The 21,749-nt window shown below is 73.3% G+C and carries 27 protein-coding genes; 10 read left to right on the top strand and 17 right to left on the bottom strand.

Annotation, left to right across the window (positions count from 1 at the left end):
• Positions 1–20: 20 nt before the first annotated feature.
• Positions 21–896 carry a LysR family transcriptional regulator gene (locus tag ASG51_RS18420; RefSeq protein WP_056350942.1) on the bottom strand — a complete coding sequence of 292 codons (876 nt, stop codon included), beginning with the start codon at positions 894–896 and terminating at the stop codon, positions 21–23.
• A 149-nt stretch (positions 897–1,045) separates the two neighbouring features.
• Here ASG51_RS18420 and ASG51_RS18415 point away from each other — a divergent pair, with 149 nt between their 5' ends.
• Positions 1,046–1,660, top strand: a complete 615-nt coding sequence (locus ASG51_RS18415) for a glutathione S-transferase (protein ID WP_056211931.1) — start codon at positions 1,046–1,048, stop codon at positions 1,658–1,660.
• Between the two features lie 29 nt (positions 1,661–1,689).
• Positions 1,690–2,640, top strand: a complete 951-nt coding sequence (locus tag ASG51_RS18410; protein WP_056382323.1) for a pyridoxamine 5'-phosphate oxidase family protein — start codon at positions 1,690–1,692, stop codon at positions 2,638–2,640.
• Here ASG51_RS18410 and ASG51_RS18405 read toward each other — a convergent pair.
• The 8 genes from ASG51_RS18405 to ASG51_RS18370 are packed head-to-tail and all read right to left on the bottom strand — an operon-like array spanning position 2,621 to position 6,262.
• A complete protein-coding gene (locus ASG51_RS18405; RefSeq protein WP_056382321.1) occupies positions 2,621–3,274 on the bottom strand; it encodes a DUF2460 domain-containing protein in 654 nt (217 codons plus the stop codon). The genes ASG51_RS18410 and ASG51_RS18405 overlap by 20 nt on opposite strands.
• A gap of 19 nt (positions 3,275–3,293) precedes the next feature.
• Positions 3,294–3,869: a phage tail tape measure protein gene (locus tag ASG51_RS18400; protein ID WP_056382319.1), complete on the bottom strand. Its 576-nt coding sequence runs from the start codon at positions 3,867–3,869 to the stop codon at positions 3,294–3,296.
• A gap of 16 nt (positions 3,870–3,885) precedes the next feature.
• On the bottom strand, positions 3,886–4,104 hold the full coding sequence (locus tag ASG51_RS18395) for a phage tail assembly chaperone (protein WP_056277409.1): 219 nt from the start codon (positions 4,102–4,104) through the stop codon (positions 3,886–3,888).
• Positions 4,101–4,424 (bottom strand): gene transfer agent family protein, encoded by a 324-nt coding sequence (locus ASG51_RS18390; protein ID WP_056277413.1) that lies wholly within the window; start codon positions 4,422–4,424, stop codon positions 4,101–4,103. Before ASG51_RS18390 ends, ASG51_RS18395 begins: the two co-directional genes overlap by 4 nt.
• The gene (locus ASG51_RS18385; RefSeq protein WP_056211943.1) at positions 4,424–4,831 is read right to left on the bottom strand and encodes a phage major tail protein, TP901-1 family; all 408 of its coding nucleotides are present in this window, start codon (positions 4,829–4,831) and stop codon (positions 4,424–4,426) included. Before ASG51_RS18385 ends, ASG51_RS18390 begins: the two co-directional genes overlap by 1 nt.
• Positions 4,832–4,854: 23 nt before the next feature.
• Complete coding sequence (locus tag ASG51_RS18380; protein ID WP_056382316.1) at positions 4,855–5,301, bottom strand: DUF3168 domain-containing protein; 447 nt, start codon at positions 5,299–5,301, stop codon at positions 4,855–4,857.
• Positions 5,298–5,666: a head-tail adaptor protein gene (locus ASG51_RS18375; protein WP_056382314.1), complete on the bottom strand. Its 369-nt coding sequence runs from the start codon at positions 5,664–5,666 to the stop codon at positions 5,298–5,300. Before ASG51_RS18375 ends, ASG51_RS18380 begins: the two co-directional genes overlap by 4 nt.
• Positions 5,667–5,692: 26 nt before the next feature.
• The gene (locus tag ASG51_RS18370; protein WP_056382312.1) at positions 5,693–6,262 is read right to left on the bottom strand and encodes a hypothetical protein; all 570 of its coding nucleotides are present in this window, start codon (positions 6,260–6,262) and stop codon (positions 5,693–5,695) included.
• 40 nt (positions 6,263–6,302) lie between these two features.
• Between ASG51_RS18370 and ASG51_RS18365 the strand changes: the two genes are divergently transcribed.
• Both ASG51_RS18365 and ASG51_RS18360 read left to right on the top strand, forming a co-directional pair.
• Positions 6,303–7,091 carry a S1 family peptidase gene (locus ASG51_RS18365; protein ID WP_082487288.1) on the top strand — a complete coding sequence of 263 codons (789 nt, stop codon included), beginning with the start codon at positions 6,303–6,305 and terminating at the stop codon, positions 7,089–7,091.
• A gap of 114 nt (positions 7,092–7,205) precedes the next feature.
• Positions 7,206–8,117, top strand: coding sequence for a trypsin-like serine protease (locus tag ASG51_RS18360; protein ID WP_082501477.1), 912 nt, complete (start codon positions 7,206–7,208; stop codon positions 8,115–8,117).
• 24 nt (positions 8,118–8,141) lie between these two features.
• On the opposite strand, the gene ASG51_RS18355 is transcribed toward ASG51_RS18360, so the two are convergent.
• From ASG51_RS18355 to ASG51_RS18340, 4 genes are all read right to left on the bottom strand, one after another.
• The gene (locus ASG51_RS18355) at positions 8,142–8,387 is read right to left on the bottom strand and encodes a hypothetical protein (protein WP_056382310.1); all 246 of its coding nucleotides are present in this window, start codon (positions 8,385–8,387) and stop codon (positions 8,142–8,144) included.
• Between the two features lies 1 nt (position 8,388).
• The gene (locus ASG51_RS18350) at positions 8,389–9,627 is read right to left on the bottom strand and encodes a hypothetical protein (RefSeq protein WP_156389784.1); all 1,239 of its coding nucleotides are present in this window, start codon (positions 9,625–9,627) and stop codon (positions 8,389–8,391) included.
• Between the two features lie 31 nt (positions 9,628–9,658).
• A complete protein-coding gene (locus ASG51_RS18345; protein ID WP_244476514.1) occupies positions 9,659–10,867 on the bottom strand; it encodes a phage major capsid protein in 1,209 nt (402 codons plus the stop codon).
• A gap of 140 nt (positions 10,868–11,007) precedes the next feature.
• A complete protein-coding gene (locus ASG51_RS18340) occupies positions 11,008–11,574 on the bottom strand; it encodes an HK97 family phage prohead protease (protein ID WP_056277429.1) in 567 nt (188 codons plus the stop codon).
• A gap of 186 nt (positions 11,575–11,760) precedes the next feature.
• Between ASG51_RS18340 and ASG51_RS18335 the strand changes: the two genes are divergently transcribed.
• A complete protein-coding gene (locus ASG51_RS18335) occupies positions 11,761–12,090 on the top strand; it encodes a prevent-host-death protein (RefSeq protein ID WP_244480191.1) in 330 nt (109 codons plus the stop codon).
• Positions 12,087–12,533: a type II toxin-antitoxin system VapC family toxin gene (locus ASG51_RS18330; RefSeq protein ID WP_056277432.1), complete on the top strand. Its 447-nt coding sequence runs from the start codon at positions 12,087–12,089 to the stop codon at positions 12,531–12,533. Before ASG51_RS18335 ends, ASG51_RS18330 begins: the two co-directional genes overlap by 4 nt.
• Before the next feature lie 54 nt (positions 12,534–12,587).
• On the opposite strand, the gene ASG51_RS18325 is transcribed toward ASG51_RS18330, so the two are convergent.
• From ASG51_RS18325 to ASG51_RS18315, 3 genes are read right to left on the bottom strand one after another with little or no spacing between them, the layout of a single operon-like run.
• Positions 12,588–13,754, bottom strand: coding sequence for a phage portal protein (locus ASG51_RS18325; protein ID WP_056211958.1), 1,167 nt, complete (start codon positions 13,752–13,754; stop codon positions 12,588–12,590).
• 35 nt (positions 13,755–13,789) lie between these two features.
• Positions 13,790–15,070 carry a terminase family protein gene (locus ASG51_RS18320; protein ID WP_056382305.1) on the bottom strand — a complete coding sequence of 427 codons (1,281 nt, stop codon included), beginning with the start codon at positions 15,068–15,070 and terminating at the stop codon, positions 13,790–13,792.
• Positions 15,015–15,737: a hypothetical protein gene (locus ASG51_RS18315; RefSeq protein ID WP_056211963.1), complete on the bottom strand. Its 723-nt coding sequence runs from the start codon at positions 15,735–15,737 to the stop codon at positions 15,015–15,017. The genes ASG51_RS18320 and ASG51_RS18315 overlap by 56 nt, the downstream gene beginning before the upstream one ends.
• A 967-nt stretch (positions 15,738–16,704) precedes the next feature.
• Here ASG51_RS18315 and ASG51_RS18310 point away from each other — a divergent pair.
• Both ASG51_RS18310 and ASG51_RS18305 read left to right on the top strand, forming a co-directional pair.
• Positions 16,705–18,093, top strand: a complete 1,389-nt coding sequence (locus ASG51_RS18310; protein ID WP_200927250.1) for a GGDEF domain-containing protein — start codon at positions 16,705–16,707, stop codon at positions 18,091–18,093.
• Positions 18,094–18,215: 122 nt separating this feature from the next.
• The gene (locus ASG51_RS18305) at positions 18,216–18,632 is read left to right on the top strand and encodes a cupin domain-containing protein (RefSeq protein WP_056211967.1); all 417 of its coding nucleotides are present in this window, start codon (positions 18,216–18,218) and stop codon (positions 18,630–18,632) included.
• Between the two features lie 27 nt (positions 18,633–18,659).
• On the opposite strand, the gene ASG51_RS18300 is transcribed toward ASG51_RS18305, so the two are convergent.
• Positions 18,660–19,217 (bottom strand): SH3 domain-containing protein, encoded by a 558-nt coding sequence (locus tag ASG51_RS18300; protein WP_056211969.1) that lies wholly within the window; start codon positions 19,215–19,217, stop codon positions 18,660–18,662.
• Between the two features lie 276 nt (positions 19,218–19,493).
• Here ASG51_RS18300 and ASG51_RS18295 point away from each other — a divergent pair, with 276 nt between their 5' ends.
• Both ASG51_RS18295 and ASG51_RS18290 read left to right on the top strand, forming a co-directional pair.
• A complete protein-coding gene (locus ASG51_RS18295) occupies positions 19,494–20,498 on the top strand; it encodes a D-glycerate dehydrogenase (protein WP_056211971.1) in 1,005 nt (334 codons plus the stop codon).
• A gap of 145 nt (positions 20,499–20,643) precedes the next feature.
• Positions 20,644–21,684 carry a PAS domain S-box protein gene (locus ASG51_RS18290; RefSeq protein WP_056211972.1) on the top strand — a complete coding sequence of 347 codons (1,041 nt, stop codon included), beginning with the start codon at positions 20,644–20,646 and terminating at the stop codon, positions 21,682–21,684.
• Positions 21,685–21,749: the final 65 nt, after the last annotated feature.

The following is a 21,749-nucleotide window of genomic DNA, read 5'->3' as shown; positions in this document are numbered from 1 at the left end:
TCTGGAAGCCCCGAAGAATGTCAGGAACGGGTCGGGTTGACCCGCGGGTCGGCCCGGAGCCGCGCCACGGCGAGATCGATGAAGGCCCGCACCTTGGCGGGTGCGCGCCGCCCCTCGGGGCTCACGACGTGGACCGGCATCGCCGCCGCCTCCGGATCGTCGAGGACGAGGCGCAGGCGCCCCTCCGCCACGGCCGGGGCGACCTGGTAGGACAGGAGCTGTGCGAGGCCCTGGCCGGCCAGCGCCGCCGCCAGGACGGCGTCGATGGTGTTGCAGGTCAGCCGGGGCCGCAGGGCGACGGTCCCGGGGCCGGTGCTGGCCGAGCCGATCACGGCGTGGTCGCGCAGGTCCCGCACCGTCCCGGGCGTCCCGTGCCGGTCGAGGTAGTCCGGTGCGGCGCAGAGCACCCGCCGGACGGTGCCGACCCGGATCGCCGCGAGGCCGGAATCGGCAAGCGCGCCGATCCGGACGCCCACGTCGGCGCCCTCCTCGACCATGTTGACGATCCGGTCGAGGAACAGGGCCTGCGCCGAGACGGCGGCGTGATGGGCCAGGTATTCGGTGATCACCGGCAGCACGTAGAGGCGGCCGAACTGCACCGGCGCCGTCACCGTCAGGGTGCCGGAGGGCGTGGCGTAGGAGCCCGCCGCGGCGGCCTCCGCCTCCGCGATCTCCGCCAGGATGCGCCGGCAATCCTCCAGGTAGCGCCCGCCCGCCTCGGTGAGCTTCACCGAGCGGGTGGTCCGGGTCAGGAGCCGCGCCCCGATCCGCGCCTCGAGGGCCGCCACCGCCCGGGTCACGGCCGGCGGGCTGAGGCGGAGCTGGCGCGCCGCTTCGGCGAAGCCCCCGCCCTCCGCCACCCGGACGAAGACCCGCATCGCCTGCCACCGATCCATGCCGTCCTCCGCCGACTCGCGATTGTTCCATTTTGCGGAACAGTGGCTTGCGCGGAAAGCGCATTCTCCCCGTCCGGCCCCTGGTCTTGAATGCGGATGTCGCCGGTGGCCCGGCCCTGGTTCTGTCCCCGTCCCCGAGGAGGCCTCCCATGAAGCTGTTCCACGTCGCGCTGTCCGGCCACGCCCACCGGGCCCGCCTGTTCCTGTCCCTGGTCGGCCAGCCCTGCGAGATCGTCGCGGTCGATCTCGCGAAGGGCGAGCACCGGACGCCGGACTTCCTGAGGCTGAATCCCTTCGGCCAGGTGCCGGTGCTCGTGGACGGCGAGACGGTCGTCCCCGATTCCAACGCCATCCTGGTCTACCTGGCCAAGCGCCTCGGCCGCACCGATTGGCTGCCGGAGGACGCGGCCGGCGCGGCGCGGGTCCAGCGCTGGCTCTCGGTGGCGGCCGGGCCCATCGCCTTCGGGCCGGCGGCCGCTCGCCTGATCACGGTCTTCGGCGCCGCCTTCGACGCGGCCGAGGTCATCGCCCGGGCCCACGCCATCCTCGGCCGCATCGAGGCCGAACTCGCCGAGCGGCCCTGGCTCGCCGCCGACCACCCGACCCTCGCGGACGTGGCGCTCTACAGCTACGTCGCCGCCGCGCCGGAGGGGAACGTCGACCTCGCCCCCTACGGCGCCGTCCGCGCCTGGCTCGCCCGCATCGAGGCGCTGCCGGGCTTCGTGCCCTTCCCGCAGACGCCGGCAGGCCTGCGCGCCGCCTGAGTCCCATCCCTCTCGTCAGGAGAACGCCCATGTCCCCCACCGACTGCCCCTCCTGCTCCCTCCCGGAAACCCGGCCCACCCCGCCCTGGCACGCGGGCGAGACCGCCCTCCAGGCCCGGGTCGGCGTCGCCGAGCGGATGGCCGAACTGGGTCCCCGGGTGATCCGCGACCACCTGATCGCGCAGCACCGCGCCTTCTACCGCCAACTCCCCTTCGTGGTGCTCGGGACGGTCGATCCGGACGGCGAGGCCTGGGCGACGGTGCGGACCGGGGCGCCGGGCTTCCTCGACGCGCCCGATCCCGGGCACCTGCGGGTCCGGGCGGCCCCCGAGCCCGACGATCCCGCCGAGGCGGGGCTCTCGGACGGCGCCGCCCTCGGCCTCCTCGGGATCGACCTCGGCACGCGGCGGCGCAACCGCCTGAACGGCACGGTGGTGCGCGACCGCCCGGACGGCTTCGCGGTCCGCGTGGCGCAGAGCTTCGGCAACTGCCCGCAATACATCCGCGTCCGGACCGATCCGGCGCCGGTCCCGGCCTCGCTGGCCGCGCCCCGCGTGTCGCACCACCTCGACGGGCAGGCCCGCGCCCTCATCGGGAGCGCGGAGACGATGTTCGTGGCGAGCTACGCCCTCGGCGCCGATGGCCGCCGGCAGGTCGACGTCTCGCATCGGGGCGGTCCCGCCGGCTTCGTCCGAATCGGCGCGGACGGGGTTCTGACGGTGCCGGATTATGCCGGCAACCGGTTCTTCAACACCCTGGGCAACCTGCTCGCCAACCCGCGCGCCGGGCTCCTGTTCATCGACTTCGCGACCGGCGACCTCGTGCAGATGACCGGGCATTCCGAGGTCGTCCTCGACGCTCCCGATCTCGCGGAGCACCCCGGCGCCGAGCGCCTCTGGCGCGTCACGCCCCGCAAAGTGATCCGGCGCCCGGGCGCCTGGCCGCTGCGGTTCGCACCCCCTACGGCACGATCTCGATGAGCGGCACCCGTGGGATCTCTCCCGCGGCGAAGGCCGAGAGGTCGATGGTGAGGTCGTCGGTGTCGAAGCGGACCGGGACGTCGAAGGCGAAGCCCGCCGTCACCCGCGCGCCCGCCGCCGGCACGGCGTCGGCCGCGAAGGTGAGGCGGCCGGTGGCGGCCTCGCAGGCGACCTTGGCCACCGGCACCGCGACGCCGTCCACCGCCACCCGCACGCTCTCGGCCACCGGCTTGGCGATGGTCCGCCGATAGGGCGCGGGCCCGGTGCCGTAGGTCTTGGCGAGCTGGAACACCCGGGTGGCCCCGTCCCCGAGGCCGAGGAGCTGGTCGGTGGCCGCGATCGCGCGCGAGGGCGGCCCGGAGGTCGCATCGACCCGGTCGCGGTAGCGGAAGCCGTAGAGCCGGCCCCGCCGCTCCTCGAAGAAGCTCAGCACCGCGTGCAGGGCGTCGAGGGTGCGGATGCCGAAGCCGGCATCGTAGCGCCGGCGGGAATCGGCCCAGCGGCTGTTGCGGTGCTCGCGGCCCGAGGCCAGGGTGACGATCTCGGTCAGCCGGCTCGGGCCGCCGCTGCCGCGCAGGGCCACGTCGAGGGGAAAGCGGACCTCGTGGAAGTCGCTCGGCGGATCGTCGACCATGTGGATTCCTCCTTTCGCCTCACAGGCCGCGCCGGCCCCGGGCCACCGCCCGGGCGAGGCCGGCGGCCACCTGCGCCTCCGAGCGGCGGAAGCTCTCGAGGTCCGGGGTGGCGATGTGGATGGTCACGGGGGCGGAGGCCTGGCCGCCCGTCGCGACGCCGAGCCGCCCGTCGCTGCCGCGCTTCAGGGGCAGGATCGCCTCCGGCCCGGCCTCGCCCATCAGGCCGAGGCCGTCGCGCATGGGGAAGTAGGTCGGGGCGGCCACGACGCCGCCGGCCGCGAAGGGGCGGACGCGGCCCCGCTGCAGAACCCCGCCGTCGGCGAAGGCCGCTTCGGCACTGCCCGCGCCCGACCCGATCAGCCCGTTCACCAGCCGGGTGATCCCGGCCTTCACCGGGCTCAGGGCCGCCTTGACCGTCACGCTGGAGAGCTTCGTCGCCAGCGTGCCGAGGACGCTGTCGAGCTGGCGCCCGGCCCCGACATTGAGGCTCAGCGCCTGGGACAGGCTCTGGCCGAAGCGCTGGGCGAGCCGGTCGAGGGTCTCCAGCTGCCGGGCGCGGGCCGCGGTGCTGCGGTCGAGGTCGGTCTCGGCCATGGCGGGGGTCCTCGCATCAGGTCGGGTCGGGGAAGCGGGCGATCAGGTCCCGCAGGGCCGCCCCGTCGAGGGCGGTGCGGGCCCCGGTCAGGCCGGCGGCGGCCATCAGTTCGCGCGGCGTGGCGCGCCAGAAGTCGCGCGGGCGCCAGCGCAGGCGGGCGAGGCCCAGCGCCAGCGCCTCGTCCCACGGGAAGGCGGAGGGCGGCTCCGGCGCGGTCCCGCCCGTGGGGCTCAAGGGGTTTCGGGGGCCTCGCCGAAGGCCGCGGCGAGCACGGCGCCGATCGCCGTTCCGATCGCCTCCAGGTCGCCCGCCAGCGGCAGGGCCGCGACGGCGGCCGCGTCGAGGTCGTGGCCGCCGCCGCGCAGGGCCGCGCCGAGGAGCGCGATGAGGTCCCGGCTCCTGAGCCGCCCCTCGCCGAAGCGGGCGGCGAGCTCGGTGAGGTCGGCGGCCCCGAGGGCATCCTCGAGTTCGGCCAGGGCCCCGAGGGTGAGGCAGAGGGTGTAGCGCTCGGGGCCCAGGGCCAGGGCCACCTCGCCGCGCCGGCGGTTGGCCATCAGGCGGCCGTGAAGGCGAGGGGGCCGGCCGAGTCGAGGGCCAGGTCGAAGGTCACCTCCCCGGCGTGATCCCCGCGGTATTCCAGGCTGGTGATCTGGAAGACGCCCTCCAGGGTGCCGAAAGCCGGCACCACGATCTGGTAGGTCTCCAGGCTGCCGTCGAAGAACACCTGCCGCAGGCGGCCATCGGAGGCCTCGTCGCGGAACACCCCGGAGCCCGAGAGGGCGGCCCGGCGCACCCCGGCCCCGGCCAGGAGTTCGCGCCAGCGCCCGGCGGAATCGGCGTTCGTCACGTCCACCGTCTCGGCGTTGAAGGCGATCTGGCGGGCCCGCAGGCCCGCCACCGCGAGAAAGCCGCTGCCGGAGGCGATGCGGATAAGCAGGTCCTTGCCGCGTTGGGCTGCCATGGGGGGCTCCGTGGATCGAGGGGTCAGGCGGAGAGGCGCTCGGTGATCGCCCGCAGGGTCAGGGTGGCGCGGGCCTCGCCGCTGGCGGGGTCGCGCCGCACGGCGATGGCCTCCAGGTCGAGGCGCACGAGGGTGTGGCCCGCGAGGGCGAGGGGCGCGTCGTGCAGGAGGTCGGCGATGCGCTCGGCGGCATCCACCGCGCTGCGGAGCGAGCCCGGCCGGGCGAAGACCGTCAGGCCGAGGGCGTGCCGGTGGCGCCGGGCGCCGTCGACGGAATCGTCGCGGATCTCGGCGTCCCCGAACAGGGCGTAGACCGGCGCGACGCCCCGGGGCGGCTCGTCGGCCAGGCGCAGGGACCCGCCCATCAGCCGCGCCAGGGGCGCGTCGGTGGCGAGCCAGGCGAGGATGGCGGCGCGCAGCGCCAGGAGCGGGCTGGTGGGCGAGCCGGCGGGAGCGGGGGCGAGGCTCATGCGGCGGCCCCGGCACCGAGTTCCTCGACGTTGAGTTCCTCGACCTGGCAGACGAGGTCGCGCCGGCGCCCGTCCGGATCGCCCGCGCTGCGCACGGCGAAGCGGCGCGGGCCGCTGGCGAGGCGCATCGCCGGCGTGATCGTGGGGCCGAAGCGGAACCGGACCCGGTGGGTGGCGACCGCCTCGGCGCGGCCGAAGCGGAGCCGCTCGACCGGGCGCAGGGGCTCGATCGCCCCCCAGAGCAGCGGGCCGGCCTCGAACCGGCGCACCACGCCGCCGAAGCCGTCCGGCGTCTCCACGGGACGTTCGAGCACGAAGCGGCGGCGGCGCGCGCCGATGGACACGGGGGGGAGGGGCTGGGGCATGGCGGCGATCTCCGGGACGGGGCGCGCTACAGGCGCAGCCGCCGCAGCGGCGCGACCAGGGCGGCAAGGGCGGGCGGCGGGACGTCGTCGCCGGCCCCGTCGCCGCGATGCTCGAAGGCGTGGGCCACGAGGAGCCGGATCGCCTGGGCCAGGGCCGGCGGCAGCGGCGGCCCGGCGCCGCCGTAGCCCGCGTCGACTTCGATCAGGGCGGCGCGCCGGTCGAGGGCCGGCACCGCCGGGTCGATGACGAGGCCGGGCGCCTCGATCCCGTCCGCGCCGGGCCGGACGAGCCCGGCGGCGAGGTCGGTGACGGTGCCGCCGGGATCGACGAGGCCCGTCCGCGCCACGGCCACGAGGGGGCTGAGCGGCAGGGGCAGCCAGCCGTCGCCGGGCCAGGCCGTGAGCATCACGCGGTAGCGCCCCGGCGCCAGGATGCGCCGGGTGGCCACCTCCACCTGCGCCCGGGCCGCCGCGATCAGGCGCTCCACCAGGGGATTCTCGGCCCCGCCATCGTCCGGGTCCAGGCGCAGGACGCCGCGCATCTCCGCCAGCGTCACCGGCTCGACGCGGGCATCGTCGACGCGTATCGGGGTCATCGTCGTCTCCGTGTGGGGGCCGTCCAGGAAAGGGATCCCGATGGCGCGCAACGCTGGCCGGACCCGCCGCGCGGCGCGGCGCGGGGCCCCGGCCCTGCTGGGGCTTCCGGTGCTGCTGGCCGTGCTGGGACCGCCGGCCTCGGGGCCGGCCGGCGCCGTGGTGGGCGGCCGCCCCGCCCCCGAGGCGGCGGGCTCGGCCGTGATGGTGCTGTCCTCGAACGGCGGCGTCTGCACCGGCATCGTCGTGGCGGCGGACGCGGTGCTCACCGCCGGCCACTGCGTGGCGGCCCGGGCCGAGCACCGGGTGCATTACAAGGACGCGGCCGGCGCGCCGGTGCTGGCCGAGATCACGGCCCGCGCGCTCCATCCGGGCTACGATGCGGGTGCGGTGGCGGGGCGCCGCCGCTCGGTCGACCTCGCCCTGGTGCGCCTGGCCGCCCCCTTGCCGGGCCGCTTCGTGCCGGCCGCCCTCAGCGCCGCGCTGCCGCGGGCGGGCGAGCGCCTGACCCTGTCCGGCTACGGCGTCGCCGCCGCCGGGGATGCCCGCAGCACCGGGACCTACCGCAGCGTCGAGCTCGGCGTGATCGAGCCCCACGGACCGAGCCGCCTCCTGGTCTGGCTCGGGGCCGGTCCCGGCGGCGCCAGCGCCTGCCAGGGCGATTCCGGCGGGCCGATCGGCGCGGGGCCCGCCGTCCTCGCGGTCTCCGCCTGGGCCGCCGGCAAGGCCTGCGGCGGCGTCTCCCAGGGCGTCCTCCTCGGGCCGCAGCGCGACTGGATCGACCGGACCCTGTCGGGCTGGGGCAGCGCCGCGCGCTGGTCCGGCGTCTGAACGGGTCTGCGGATGACGAAAGGTCCGCGGAACCAGAGCTTGGCCGAGCCATTGCCTTCCGATAGGCTCCACGCCGTTCTCGTCCAGAACATCGCCGGACGCGGGAGAGACACGATGTTGCCGACCGCGCTGCGCAAGGCTGCCCCCAGCAAGGCTGTGCGCCACACGACCCGTCCCACCCGCCTCCGGATCGGAGCGACGGTGCTGGCGGCGGCCCTCGGCGCGCTGGCGCCCCTGCCGGCCTCCGCGGTGATCAACGGCGAGGTCTCGCGCGATCCCAACGGCCTGCGCGCCTCGGTGGTGCGGATCGAGAGCACCCAGGGCGAGATCTGCTCGGGCACGCTCATCGCCCGCGACCTCGTGCTCACCGCCGCCCACTGCGTCATGCATCAGGCCGGCTACAGCGTGGTGGCGGTCGACCGGGCGTTCCGCTCGCGCCGCATCAACGCCATCGCCTTCGCCATGCATCCCGACTTCGTGCCCGGCACCACGCCGGAGGACCAGCCGGGCATCGACCTCGCGGTCATCAAGCTCGCCGAGCCCCTGAGCGGCGATTTCCAGCCCCTCGATCCCCGCGGCGGCGCCATCAACACCGGCGACGCCGTCGACATCGCGGGCTTCGGCGTGGTCGCGGAGAACCGGCGCAACACCGCCCGGACCCTGCGCCAGGCCCACCTCGTCTCCATCGGCTCGCTGCAGGTCGCCAACCGGGTCACGGTGGTCACCGACCGCCGCCGCATGGCCGAGACGGCGGGGGCCGGTGCCTGCCTGGGCGATTCCGGCGGCCCGATCCTGCGCGGCGGTCCCGGCGGCTACCAGATCGTCGGCGTGGTGAGCTGGTCCAGCGGCGCCATGCGCCAGGACCGGAAGGCCCGCACCGCCTGCGGCGGCTTCACCGCCGTGACGCCCACCGGCGAGCATGCCGGCTGGATCAACGCCCGCGCGGCCGACTTCGCCCGCATGCCCTCCGGCGCCGCCATCGGCGCGACCCGGTCGGACTGGATGGCCAAGCCGGGCCGGCGGTAGGCCGAGCCGGGCCGAGGCGCTTGTCTAAGTCGTGGAGGCCGGCCCGGTAATCTGAACCTCGACGTCGAAATCGCCGAAATGGTCCGGTAATTCTCGCGCCGCCAGCGCCGATTGGGCGAAGACCTTGACGGTCCAATCGTCCCCCTGACGGTTCAAGCCGAGCCCGACGGCGCGGTCGCCGCGACCGGCTGCGTACTGGCTGACGAATGCGTCCTTGGCTGCCAGCGCCGCCCGTTTCGTCGCGCGCAGCTTTTCCCGCCGGTCACTCATGTCACGCTCCTGCCACCTGAGTGTAGATCTCGACTTCGAGGGCATCAAGGACGGTCTGGATCGGGTTTGCATAAGTGATGCCGTACCCATTCGCACCGCCACGGTCAGTGCCCGCAAACAGAAGTGCCGCGGGGCGCCCGTCATCCGTACAGATCAGCGCCCCACTGTCGCCTCCCTGCGAGAACGGCCGGTCCGTGCCGTCGATCACGATCTGACGGTTGAAGATCGCGAACCGCGGGCGGGCGCCAGTGATCATCTGGACCTGGATGTTGTCGACGTCGATCGCTGCCACTCGGCCCTCCCTCAGATCCGTGGTCCGGCCGACCTTCTTTACCGGGGTCTGTTCGAGCAGAAGGTCCTCGACGTCGCCGATGTCCCAGCCGCCGCCACCGGTGGCGATCCCGTCAATACGGTGGGGAACGCAGTTGCACCCCGGGATGAGGCGGGCGAAGGCGCAATCGACGAGGTTCGAAGCCGTCGGATCGAAATCGATCGGCACAAACGCTTCGAGCTTGGCGACGTGGTGTTCGGTATTGCGCACCTGGCCGCCATCGGCCCGGCCGGGCTGCAGGATGATGTCGCCGATCCGGGCCCGGTTGGTGTTGGCCAGCACGTGGTTGTTCGACAAAATGCCGATGTGTCCGTCGCGGTTGATGCCGAAGCAGCCGATCGTGCCTGCCGTGATGCGTGGGTGGCCGATGGAATGGCCCGCGCGCAGGGGGCGGCACGGGCTCACCGCCGTGCCCCGGTGCCTCACCCGGCCCGTGATCCGAATCTCGATCTCGCCCTTCGCGATGCGTTGTGCTGCCTCGACGACGGGATGGTGGAGCAGCTTCTTGTGCTGGAGGAACAGTCCGACCTTCAGGGCGGAGGTCCGGCGGTCGTCGGATTTCGTCTTCAGGATGCCGACGGCGATCTTCTCCTTGGGGTCGAAACTCCGCTCGCGGCGGGCCTGGAGGATGTCGGCATGGGCCTGGGTCCCCGGCAGGGGCGCGAAGGTCGGTGCGGCGTCCAGGGCCGCGCGCGCCACCTCGCGATAGCGGAACGCCCGAAGGAAGACCTCGGCCTTGGCGTTCTCGGCTCCATCCAGATTCATTCTGCCCGCCTTAGAAACTTCAGGTTGATTTTGAAGCGGTTCAAGCATCGACGGAAGAGGTTGGTTCCGATCAGATCGCCGCGCACCGAAACAAACTTGAGGTTGTGATACGCCATCAACAGGTTTTGCGCGTCCGCAAGGCACCCCCGGGCCCGGGGGCCCGGGGGTGTCGGGCTCACGCCCCGAAGGACAGGAGCTTGATGGCGTCGAAGTCCTGGACGCCGCCGCCGACGCGCTTGGTGGTGTAGAACAGCACGTAGGGCTTGGCCGAATAGGGGTCGCGCAGCACCCGCAGGCCGGCGCGGTCCACCACGAGGTAGCCGCGGCGGAAATCGCCGAAGGCGAGGGAGAGGCTGTTGGCGCCCGCGTTGGGCATCGCCTCCGCCTCGGCCACGGGGAAGCCCAGGAGGGTGGCCGCGCGGTCGGCGGCCAGGGGCGGCTGCCACAGGTAGTTGCCGTCGGCGTCCTTGAACTTGCGGATCGTGCTCTGCAGGCGCCGGTTCATCACGAAGGTGGCGTTCTGCCGGTAGCCCGCCCGCAGGGCGTAGACGAGATCGAACAGCACGTCGGACGGGTTCGCGGCCGCGAAGCCGCCCGACACGCCCGTCGCGACGGTTCCGATCTTGCCCGGCACCCAGGCGGTGTTCGCCACGAGCTCGTAGGTCAGGAAGCCGCGCGGGCGGCTGACCCCGTTGCCGGTGACGAAGGCCGTGCCCTCCTGCTCGGCGAAGGCCGATTCGACCTCGTCGGCGAGCCAGGCATCGATGTCCACGACGGCGTCGTCGAGGAGCGTCTGCGTCGCCGCCGGCATGGCGTAGAGCTCCATGGCCGGGAAGGTCAGCTCGGACAGGACCGGCGAGTCGGTCTGCGGTCGCGGCGCCGTCTCGGCGACCCAGCCCGAGACCGCGTCGCGCACCGAGACCGCGCGCTTGTACTGCCCGCCGGAGATGACCCGGACCGTGGCCAGCGACCGGATCGGCGACAGGGCGGCGAGGCGGGTCAGCACCATGCGCTCGACCTCGGCCGGCACGAGGTAGCCGCCATCCGGGCCGGACCCCGCCGAGAGGGCCTTCGCCTCGAGCCGCTTGAGGCCGCCGCTCTCGCCGGACCGGACGTAGAGGTCGAAGGCCGCCTTGTGCTCGAGGCTGGCCCCGTCGCGCGGCGCCGGCCCGCCCTGGCCCAGGGGCGCGCCACTTCCCAACGGCGGGCGGCGGCCGTCGAGGGTGAGGCGGTCGAGGCGGGTGCGCGCCGTATCGAGGGCGGCGTCGATGCGGGCGAGCTTCTCCTCGGTGAGCACGTCGCCCGGAGCGCGGCCCTCGATGGCGGCCAGGCGCGCGTCGTTGGTCTCCTTGAACGCCTCGAAGGCGCGGGCGAGCTCGGCCATGGCGGTGCCCACCGCCGGGTCGGACGGGGCCGGATCGTTCGAGGCACGGCCCGCGGCCTTGTCCTCCAGGGGCGGCCAGGCGCCCTTCATCTCGGGGGCGCGCGGGGCGGCGGCGTGGGTCTCGGACGGGACGGGGACGGTCATGCGAACCTCGCGGAGCGGGCGGGCAGGATGGCGGCGGGCCGGGGCCCGGGCCGGGTGGAGGGGGAAGCCGCGCGCCGGGGCGGCGCCATGCGGTGGGCGAGAGCCCGGATGTCCTGCGCCAGGGCGGCGGCCCGAGCCGGGGCGAGGCCCGCCTGGGCCGGGGCGGCGATCCGCGCGCCCGCCTGGAGCGGAAAGGTGACCAGGGAGATCTCCCAGAGGTCGATCGCCTCGAGCCGGCGCAGGCCGCCGCGCTGGGGCTGCGCCCGCACCGTGCGGAACCCGATCGAGAGCCCGTCGAGGCCGCCCGCGCCGAGCAGCGCGTCGAGCTCGCGGGCGCGCTGGACCGCGAGGTTGAGCTGGCCCGCCACCCGCAGGCCGCGGGCATCCTCGCGCAGGGCGAGCCAGCGCCCCACCGGCTCGGCCGGATCGTGCTGCCAGAGCATCCGCACCCCCGCGACGCCCCGCGTCGCGAGGCTCTGCCCGAAGGCGCCCGGCGCCACCACGTCGCGCCCGAGATCGGGCACGCCGAACAGGCTGGCATAGCCGGTGAAATGGCCGTCCATGGGAAACTCCGCCGCGTGGTTTGAGAGGGAGACGGCCGGCTCCGGCCTATCCTTCGAGCCGCCGCGAGCAGGACCCTGCGAGGGGACGGGGGGTGGTGTGAGCACCGGTGCGACGGACCGGGGTGGTTCGCGTTGACCGCTTCTTTCCGCTGTGTACACATCGTGTGTGCACAATGGAGGCGGGTCATGGCCCAGGACGACGAGGCTTCACCAGAGCCGCCGCGAAAGGTCGGCATGCGCGAGTTTCGCGGCAACTTCGCCGGCTTCATGCGGCAGGTGCGCCACGGCGCATCCTTCGCGGTGACCGCCCACAACGAGGTGATCGCGATCGTGCAGCCGCCCCCACCGTCCCGTCTGCGCCGGCCCGGCACCCTGCGCGGGCAGATCGAGATGGCACCGGATTTCGATGTCCTGCCTCCTGAGCTGCTGGCCGCCATGGTGGGCGAAGATCTGGTGGGCGAAGATTTGGAGGGCGAAGATTTGGAGGGCGCGAATTCGGAAAGCCGGGGGGAATGAGGCTTCTTCTCGATACGCACGCCCTGCTCTGGTGGCTGCTCGCGGACCCGAGACTCGGCCAGGCCGCCCAGGACATGATCGCGGACCCTGCCAACGACGTGCTTGTCTCGGTCGCGTCCCTCTGGGAGATCCAGGTGAAGGTGCGGGTCGGAAAGCTGAAGGCCGACCTCGACAGGATCCTCGACGCGGTGCGGGACCAGGGCTTCGACATCATCGGGATCGCCCCGGCGCATCTGCTGGCCCTCGGTGACCTTCCGCGCCACCACGGGGATCCGTGGGATCACCTGCTCATCGCCCAGGCAAACGCCGAGGGCGCCGTCTTCGTCTCCGAGGATCGGCACGTTCCGGCTTATCCCGTGGCGTTCGTCCGCTGTTCCGGGTCGGCGCAGGTGCGGCCGGCCGGCCAGTCCGAGACGAACCCTCCGGCTTTGGACGGGACCTGAGACACGGGATCTGCGGCTTCGGCCGGCGGGCTTGGGCCGGCGGACCGTCCGACCTCAGCGCGGCCCGTAGCCCACCGCCTCGCGCTTCTCCGCCTCGGTGAGGAAGTCGGCGGCCTGGACCCGGCGCCACAGGCTCTCGCGCTCGGGGGCCAGGGCCTCGATGGCGTCGAGGTCGGGCTCCAGGCGGGCGGGGCCGAAGGCCGGCTCCAGCCAGTGGGCCAGGGCCTCGGCGGTGCGGCGCACCAAGGGGATCACGGTCTGGCGGTAGAAGGCGCGGTTGGCCTCGGCGTAGTTGGCGTGGGTGTTGTCGCCGGGCAGGCCCAGCAGCAGGGGCGGCACCCCGAAGGCGAGGGCGATCTCGCGGGCGGCCCCGCTCTTGGCCTCGACGAAATCCATGTCCTTGGGCGAGAGCGCCAGGGGCTTCCAGTCGAGCCCGCCCTCCAGCAGCAGGGGCCGCCCGGCATTGCCGGCGCCCTGGTAGTTCGCCTCGAGCTCGCCCTTGAGCCGGGTGAACTGCGCGTCGCTCAAGGTGGAGCCGGCGGCGGTGGCGAAGACCAGGGCGCCGGAGGGCCGGGCGGCGTTGTCGAGGAGCGCCTTGTTCCAGGCCCCCGCCGCGTTGTGGATGTCGAGGGCCACCGCCGCCGCCTCCATCGGCGAGAGGCCGTAATGGTCGTCGGTGGGGTGGAACAGGGTGAGGTGGAGGATCGGGGCCACGCCGTCCGCGCCCTGGTCGAAGCGCAGGGTGCGGCCGCCCACCGCGTAGTCGTAGGCCGCCGGCCAGCCGTCGGGGCCGGGCACCACCCGCATCCGGTCGGGCCGCAGGGCGTGGAGCTCGCGGGGCACGCCGTCGAGGCCCGTGGCCTGGAGGTAGGCGTTGCCGGAGACCATCAAGTGCCCGTAGAGCGATTCGAGCAGGGCCGCGCCGCCCTGGCGCGGGTTCGGCCGGGCCAGCAGCGCCGCCAGAGGGTGCGGCCCTGCGGCGGACGTCCCCGCCAGCCCGAGGGGCAGGGCGGCGGCGGCCTCGGCCACCAGCCGCACGGCCCGGTGCACGATGGCGTTCCTCTGGAAGCCCGCGCGGGCCAGCGCCCCGATGTCCCGCGGCGTCCAGGAGGCCGGGCCCTCGCCGTAGAAGGCGACGCCGAGGCCCGCGAGGGGCGCCGCCTTGCTGTCGGGGGCCGCGGGCGCGGCACGGCGTACGAGCCGGGAGAGGAGGTTCGCCATCGGGGCCTCGCGGAAGCGTCGGTGTGGACGGGGCGTCAGAGCCGCCGGATGCGCGGCTCGGGGCCGCTGCGCAGGAGGAGATGCGTCAGGGCCCAGACCAGGGAGTCGAGGCGGTCCGGCGAGGCGCCGGAGGACAGGCCGTCCGGCCCGAAGTCGCAGAGCTCGTCCTCCAGCGCCGGCAGGGCGCCGACATGGTGGACGCGGCCCTGTGCGTAGAGCATCGAGACCGGCTCGGCCCGCAGGTACTTGCCGCGCGTCGCCCGCACGGGGGTCACCGGCACGGCGGCGTCGACCTGGTGCAGGACGGCGGTGGCCATCTCGCCCCCCTGGTTGACCTCGACCACGAGGCTGTCGGCCGCGAGACGGTGGTAGAGCGCCAGCGCCGTCGCGGCCCAGGCCTCGGGGGCGGCCCGGCCCAAGGTGGCGTCGGCCAGCACGTAGGCGTGGCCGGCGGCGTCGAGGCCGGCGGCGACGATCCCGCAGGCATCCGCCCCGGCCTTCGAGGAGGCCGGCGGGTCCACCGCCACGACGATGCGGCGCAGGGCCTCCGGCGCCGCCGGGACGCGGGCCGCCTCCAGGCGGTCGCGGCTCCAGAGGGCGTCGGCCCGGTCCGCGATCAGCTCGCCGTCGAGCTCCTGGCGCCCCAGCCGGGTGCCGGCGTAGCGGCCCACCACCGCCTCGAGGAAGGCCGGGGCGAGGTTCGCCGCGTTGTCGGCGGTGCGCGCCCGGCTGACCACGGTGCGCGGGTCGGCGAGGATCCGCCGCAGCAGCGGGATCGGCCGGGGCGTGGTGGTGACGAGGCCCCGCGGGCGGTGCCCCAGGCGCAGGCCGAACTGGATCATGTCCCAGGCGGCTTCGGCGTAGCGCCACTTGGCGATCTCGTCCGACCAGGCCGCGCCGAACTGGGGCCCGCGCAGGGAATCCGGCTCCTCGGCCGAGAAGGCGAGGCCGACCGCGCCGTTGTCCCAGTCTAGGCGCCGGCGGGAGGGCGACCAGCGCGGCCGTTGCCCGGCCAGGCCGAGGAGGCCGGAGGGCCCCTCCACCATGACGTCGCGCACGTCCGCGAAGGTCTCGCCCACGAGGGCGATCCGCCCCACCGGCCGGGCGGTGAAGGCCGGGTCGCCCAGGGCCAGGGCGCGGACCCACTCGGCCCCGGTGCGGGTCTTGCCCGCCCCGCGCCCGCCGATCACCGCCCAGGTGGTCCAGTCCGGCAGGGCCGGGCAGGGCGGAAGCTGGTCGTCCCGCGCCGCCAGCAGCCAGTCAGTCGCCAGGGCCCGGATCAGGGGCGGCGGCAGGCTCGCCAGCAGGGCCGGCATCCGCCCGCTCGCCGCCGAGTGCCGCAGCGCGCCGCGCGATCTCCGCGCGCAGGGCGGGCAGGTCGTCGCCCGCCCCGTCGCGGGCGGTCGCGTCGTGGTCGCCGGAGCCTGCCCCATCGCTTCCCCCCGCCCCGTCGTCGGTCGTCTCGTCGAGAAGGCGCTTCAGGCCGCCGAGATCCCGCAGGACCCGGGCGCTGTCGAAGGCCGGAGCGCCCGCCGCCCCGTTCAGGGCCGCGTCGAAATGCAGGATCTGCCGGGCGATCTGCGCCCGGAGCGCTGCCCGCATCCGGCGGGGATCGGCGTCCAGCCCCAGGGCGCGCCCGACCTCGCCGGGCCGGCGCCCCTCCAGGCCGCACTGGGCGAACAGGGCCTCGGCCCGGTGCCGGGCGACGCCCAGGGCCTGGGCGAGGTCGCCGATGTCGATCCAGTCCTCCCGGTAGAGCCGGGCCACCGCCGCCCGCCGCGCCGGCTTCCAGCGCGCGGGGGTGAAGGCCGTGGAGGCCGTCGCCGCCGCGGGGCGCCAGCCGAAGCGCTTGTTCCAGGTCCGGATGGTGGTGACCCGCACCCCGGTCTCGGCCGCGATGGCGGTGACGGGGCGCGTGGTGTCCCTCATGGCCGCCTCGACGGCCCCCCGGATCGAGGCGACGATCGGCACGAGCTTCGCCATCGCCGTCTCCCGTGCCACTCACACTTCCTGAGCGTGCCCTGTTGATACCCCAGGAGCGTCGCGCTGTCAAACATAAAATCCTATTCATGGACTTTATTCATCGTCGCGCGATGGTGGGATTCTGCCGGTCGCGAAGAGGGCAGACGCCCGATTACGACCCGATCCCGGGTCGATGGAACCGCCCGGCGCTCCCCGGTCCCGGGCATCGCGCGGCGGGACGGCCCGCGCTCCATTCCGGCCTCGGCCGGCAACGACCGGATGTTCCCCCGGGATCAGGCGTTGAAGCGGCCGGATTGGTTCGATCCTGAGCTTCGTCGCCGCCCGGACATCGAGACGCGCGGACGTCACCGCGGCGTCCGGCGAGCGATCCGTGCCGGCAAACGGACATGATCGAAAGGAGGGCATTGGTGGGACGCCGACGTTTCGAGAGCCCCCGAAAAGACCTGAATGGCATCATCCAAGACGAAATCACAATTTCGTCATCAGTCCTTTGTTAAGACGAATCATCCTGCTCGCCCAACAAGATGATCGGAAGTCTTCCGAGTGGACAGCGATGCGCGACGACGCATCGGAGGGAACAGGACATCATGCGCGCCCGCCTGCGTCGTGCCCGGACAAGCCCATCTCCCGGAGAGGGGGCGTGCATGAAGCACCGGCGCAGGCCGACCCTGCACCGGGCGGTGGACGCGCCGATCCGGATTCGCGCACGCGATCGGGGCGGCTTGCGCAGGGTCTAAAAGGCCGGGTGATCGGCCGTGGCGGCCCGCAGAGCCGCGACCGCCGGCCTCGCCGGCAAACCGCGACGCTCCGGGATGATCCGGGTTGATACGCAGATCCACGATGGAACTACAGTCATGAATTCAGCCTTTAGTCGAGTTTTATCGGATTTAACTGATAATTAATCTGACAAGCCTTAGATTTAGGCATGATCATCAGAGACTTAGTCAGACTGATTGGGCATCCGATCGTGGGGATCTGGTTCCTCGCGGCGATCTCGTACTTCGCAGCCGCCGCTTTGACGATCCATCTGACGAGCAACGGACGCGACATCGCCACCATCTGGCCGGCCAACGCGATCCTCGTGGCCCTCCTGCTCGCGCAGGAGCGGCCGCGCTGGGGCGCGGTGCTGAGCGCGGGCTTCGTGGCCGGCGTCGCCGCCAACCTGATCACCCGGGGGGCCTCTGCAGGAGCGATCCTCTACGGCCTCGCCAATCTCATCGAGGTCGGCTTGGCCGTCTCCCTCCTGCGGCGATCGGGCGAGCGGGAGGGCATCCTGCACACGACGGGCGCCGTCCTGCGCTTCATCCTGGTGGCGGGCCTGGTGGCGCCCGCGGTGAGCGCCGTTCCCGGCAGCCTGACGGCCTTCGCCCTGTACGGCGAACCCTTGCCCAAGGCTTTCGCCACCTGGGTCGCCAGCGACGGCCTCGGCCTCCTGGTCTTCACACCCTTCCTCTCCACGGTCGTCCGGGGCGACTTCGTGGACGGCTTCGCCCGGAAGACCTGGCGCGAACGAGGCCTTTCGGCCGCGCTGCTGGTCCTGGTGGGCCTCGTCGCCTACGGCGTCTTCTTCCTGGCGACGCGGCCCCTGCTCTTCGCGATCTTTCCTCCGCTGATGCTCGTCACGTTCCGGGTCGGACGCCTCGGCGTGGAGGCTGCCGTGATGCTGGTCGCGGTCATCGGGGGGATCGCCACGATGCAGGGGCGCGGGCCGATGATCCTAATCGCCGCCGACGCGGCGACGCAGGCCCAGGCTTTCCAGGCCTTCCTGGCCGTGACGCTCGTGACCTGCCTGCCGGTCGCCGCCGAGGTGACCGCCCGGGCCCGCCTCACCGCGGCCCTGGCCGCGCACGGCCAGGAGATGACCGCCTCGGCGATCACCGACGCCCTGACCGGGACCCTCAATCGCCGGGGCTTCGAGGCCGAGGCCCGGCGCTGGCTGCGCGCGGAGGCGCCGGGTTCCCTGAGCCTGATCGCCGTGGATTTCGATCATTTCAAGCAGATCAACGACCGCTGGGGCCACCAGGCCGGCGACCAGGCGCTCCGGCACTTCGCCGCCCTGGTGTCGTCGCATGTCCGCGCCGGGGACCGGGTCGGCCGGCTCGGCGGCGACGAGTTCATGATCCTCCTGCCCCACAGCGATCTCGACCTCGCCAGGGGCGTCGGCGAGCGCGTCCGGGCGGCCGTGGAGAACGCACCGCTGGCCTTGGGCGGCCAGCCGGTGGCGTCCCTCAGCCTCAGCATGGGAATCGCCGCCGCCCGGTCGGGCGAGAGCTACGAGGACCTGGCGCGGCGGGCCGATCGCGCCTTGTACGAGGCCAAGGAGGCCGGCCGCAACACGATCCGGTGGGCGGGCTGAGCCGCGCCGCGCGCGGTTTCCGGGCCCGAGGGGGCCGCCCTGGACCGGCTCCCCGGCGGCAGCGTTTCCCGCTACTCTGCCGGGGCTGCGAGACAACCGGCAAAATCAAGGATACGCATGCGATGAGTACGGACAGCCTGACGGCGCACGGCGTCTTCGACGTGGCGGAGCAGGCCGCGCGCCTGCCCGAGACCTCCGACACCATGGTGGCGGATCACCGCTTCACCGACGATCCGGCGGCCAGCGCCCGGGTGTTCCGGGTCTACCACCCGACGCCGCCGCACAGCCACGCCTCCTGCGACGAGTACCTCTACGTGCTGTCCGGGCGCTGCCTGATGACATTCGGCGACGAGGCGCCGGTGGAGGTCGGCCCCGGCAAGCTGGTGTTCTTCAAGCGCGGGGTGGTGCACGCGGTCCCCGAGATCCTCGAGCAGCCGATGGTGTTCCTCTCCGTCGACACGCCCCGGCGCGAGCCGCGCGACATCCGCTTCGTCACCGACGGCACGGGGACGCCCGACACCTTCATGCGCCAATCGTGAGGGGCGCCCGTCGCCGACGGGGGCGGCCTACTCGACCTTCTCGTTGGGATAAACGCCCCAGAGCCGGTCCTGGCGGATGTAGCCGTCCACGTCGCCGCGCCGCTGGGGCAGCGCCACGATGATCCGGCACCAGGCGCCGGTGCAGGTCTTGACGCTGCCGATGACGCCGGCCTGGAGGCGGGCTTCCTCGCCGGAGGCCTCCTCGGCCTTGGCGTAGAGCGGCACCGGGGCCTTGTCGCCCCCCTTGCCGGCGGTGACGATGGAGGTGCGCCGGCCCGAGAGCAGCGAGTGTAGCACCCAGCCCTCGGTGCCCTCCGAATCGCGGATGCGGCGCCAGGTCTCGAACTCGGCCACGATCTCGACGGGCAGGCCGGCCCGCTGGAACACCCAGAGGGTGCGGTGGTCCTTCGAGGGGCCCTCGCGCAGGTTGACCCGGTCGGTCTTCAGACTGGCGTAGCGCGGCAGGGGCAGCTTCGTCACCGGCCCGAGGGCGACGTCGGGGCCGGCCCCCGACGCCGGGGCGGCCGCGGCGGCGCCGGCCGACAGCAGGGTCGCGAGGGTGAGGAGCAGGGCAGGCGCGCGCATCGTCCGGTGATCCTTCACGCTGTCCGGTGCGAGCCGAAGGGTGGCGGCCGGCCCCGGCGTGCATTGTGTTCCGCGGCCTCTCTGGTAGAGAGGCCCTAGGGTCGAGGGGACCCTGGGGTCGTGGCCTTCCGGCCGTCGGCCCGGTCGTCTCGAATGTCTTGACCGGTGCGTGGTTAACGCGCGGTAAGCCGGCGGTGTCGCCCCCGCATCGGAGATCGCGCCGGAGACCGGCCGGGTCGGATCGGGGCTGGCCGACACCGTTCGCGGGGAGGGTGCATGTCGTCGTTGAAGCGCAAGCCGCTCGTGGTCGTCACGCGGCGTCTGCCCGAGGTCGTGGAGGCGCGCATGCGCGAGCTCTTCGAGATCCGACTCAACACCGACGATGCCCCGATGGCGCCCGACGCCCTGATGGCGGCCGTGCGCGAGGCCGACGTCCTGGTCCCGACGGTGACCGACGAGATCGATTCGGGACTCCTCGCCCAGGCCGGCCCGAACCTGCGGCTGATCGCCAACTTCGGCAACGGCGTCGACCACATCGACGTCGCCGCGGCCCTGGAGCGCGGCATCACCGTCACCAACACCCCCGGCGTCCTCACCGAGGACACCGCCGACATGACCATGGCGCTGATCCTCGCCGTGGCCCGCCGGGTCACCGAGGGCGCCCGGATCATCCCGGACGACGCCTGGACCACCGGCTGGTCGCCGACCTGGATGCTCGGCCGCCGAATCACCGGCAAGCGCCTCGGCATCGTCGGAATGGGCCGGATCGGCCAGGCCCTGGCCCGTCGGGCCAAGGCCTTCGGCCTGCAGATCCACTATCACAACCGCAGGCGCGTTCCCGCGCAGATCGAGCGCGACCTCGACGCGACCTACTGGGAATCCCTCGACCAGATGCTGGCCCGCGTCGACATCGTGTCGGTGAACTGTCCGCACACGCCGGCCACCTACCACCTGCTCTCGGCCCGCCGCCTCAAGCTCCTCAAGCCCGAGGCCGTGGTGGTGAATACCGCCCGCGGCGAGGTCATCGACGAGACCGCCCTCGCCCGCCTGATCGAGGCCGGCGACATCTCCGGCGCCGGCCTCGACGTGTTCGAGCAGGAGCCGGCGGTGAGCCCCCGCCTCGTCAAGCTCGCCCGCGCCGGCAAGGTCGTGCTCCTGCCCCACATGGGCTCGGCCACCCACGAGAGCCGCGTCGACATGGGCGAGAAGGTCATCATCAACATCAAGACCTTCATGGACGGGCATCGGCCGCCCGACCGGATCCTGCCCAGCATGCTCTGACGGCGCCGCCGTCCCGCGGCATCCATGCCGGCAGCGGATGGCGGCCCCCCATCACAACGTAGGATCGGAACGGGCCCATGCCCGGCACGTTGACCGGCGCTGGCTCGGACGGGGCCGGTGTTTGGAACGGGTGGATCGAGACATCATGGCCGCGGACACACCGTCGACCGAGGCGGCATCGGTGAGTGTTATGGGGTGCGGCGAGTTCCGGCGTTTCGCCGATTTCGTGCCCCTGATGATGTGGCGTGCCGATCCCCAGGGGGCCGCCGTCCATCACAACGAATCCTGGCTCGCCTTCACGGGCCGCTCGGTCGAGGAGGAACTCGGCCACGGCTGGCGTCGCGGCCTTCATCCCGACGACCTCGAGCGCCACGCCGCCATCGTAGCCAAGGCGTTCGCTGCGCAGGAACCATTCACGTCCGAGTTCCGCCTGCGCCGGCACGACGGCGCCTACCGGTGGCTGCTCGATACCGCCAAGCCCTTGCGCGAGAACGGCGATTTCGTCGGATTTCTCGGCACCTGCTTCGACATCACCGACCGCAAGCATGCCGAGGAGCATTCCGAGCGCGCGCTGGTGGAGAAGGAGGCGCTCCTCGCCGAGGTCTACCATCGGGTGCGCAACAACCTCCAGGTGATGGTCAGCCTGATCGGTCTCTACGGCCGTGCCGCGCCGGCCCCCTGCCGAGGCAGCTTCGAGGCGCTCGGTCAACGGGTCCGCGCCATCGCCCTCGTGCAGCAGCACCTTCACGAGGCACCCCACATCGCCTCCATCGACCTGCGCGACTACCTGCACCGGCTCGCCTCCGGCCTTGGCCAGTTGCGCCGGGCGGGGCGCATCGGCGTCACCGTCGGCGGCCATGGCACCAGCCTCGTCGAGCCGCGCACCGCCAATGCCCTCGGGATGATCGTCGCCGAGGTTGTGTCGGAATGCCTCGACACCACCGCCGAGACGGTCGCCTGCACCATCGCGATCCAGATCGACGCGGCGGCGGGCGGTCCCGTGCGCCTCAGCATCGTCTCCGGAGCGGGAGAGGGCGCCGCCCCCGGCAAGCTCGAGGTGCCGAATCTCGGCCCTCGCCTGATCGCCGCCTATGCTTCGCAGGCCGAGATCGCCGTTCGGGGCATCGGTACGGCCGCCGAACCCCTGGCGCTGCAACTCCCCGAGGTCCTGGCGCAGCCGTCCTGAGGATCGCATTGGCGCCGGCATGAACTATATGCGCAGGGGTGCCGCCGCACAGGAGCCGTTCCCCC

The sequence above is a fragment of the Methylobacterium sp. Leaf465 genome (assembly GCF_001424705.1).
In the GTDB taxonomy this organism is placed as follows: Bacteria; Pseudomonadota; Alphaproteobacteria; order Rhizobiales; family Beijerinckiaceae; genus Methylobacterium.
The sequence above is the reverse complement of the archived record's forward strand: the minus strand, read 5'-3'. Positions and strand labels throughout refer to the sequence as shown.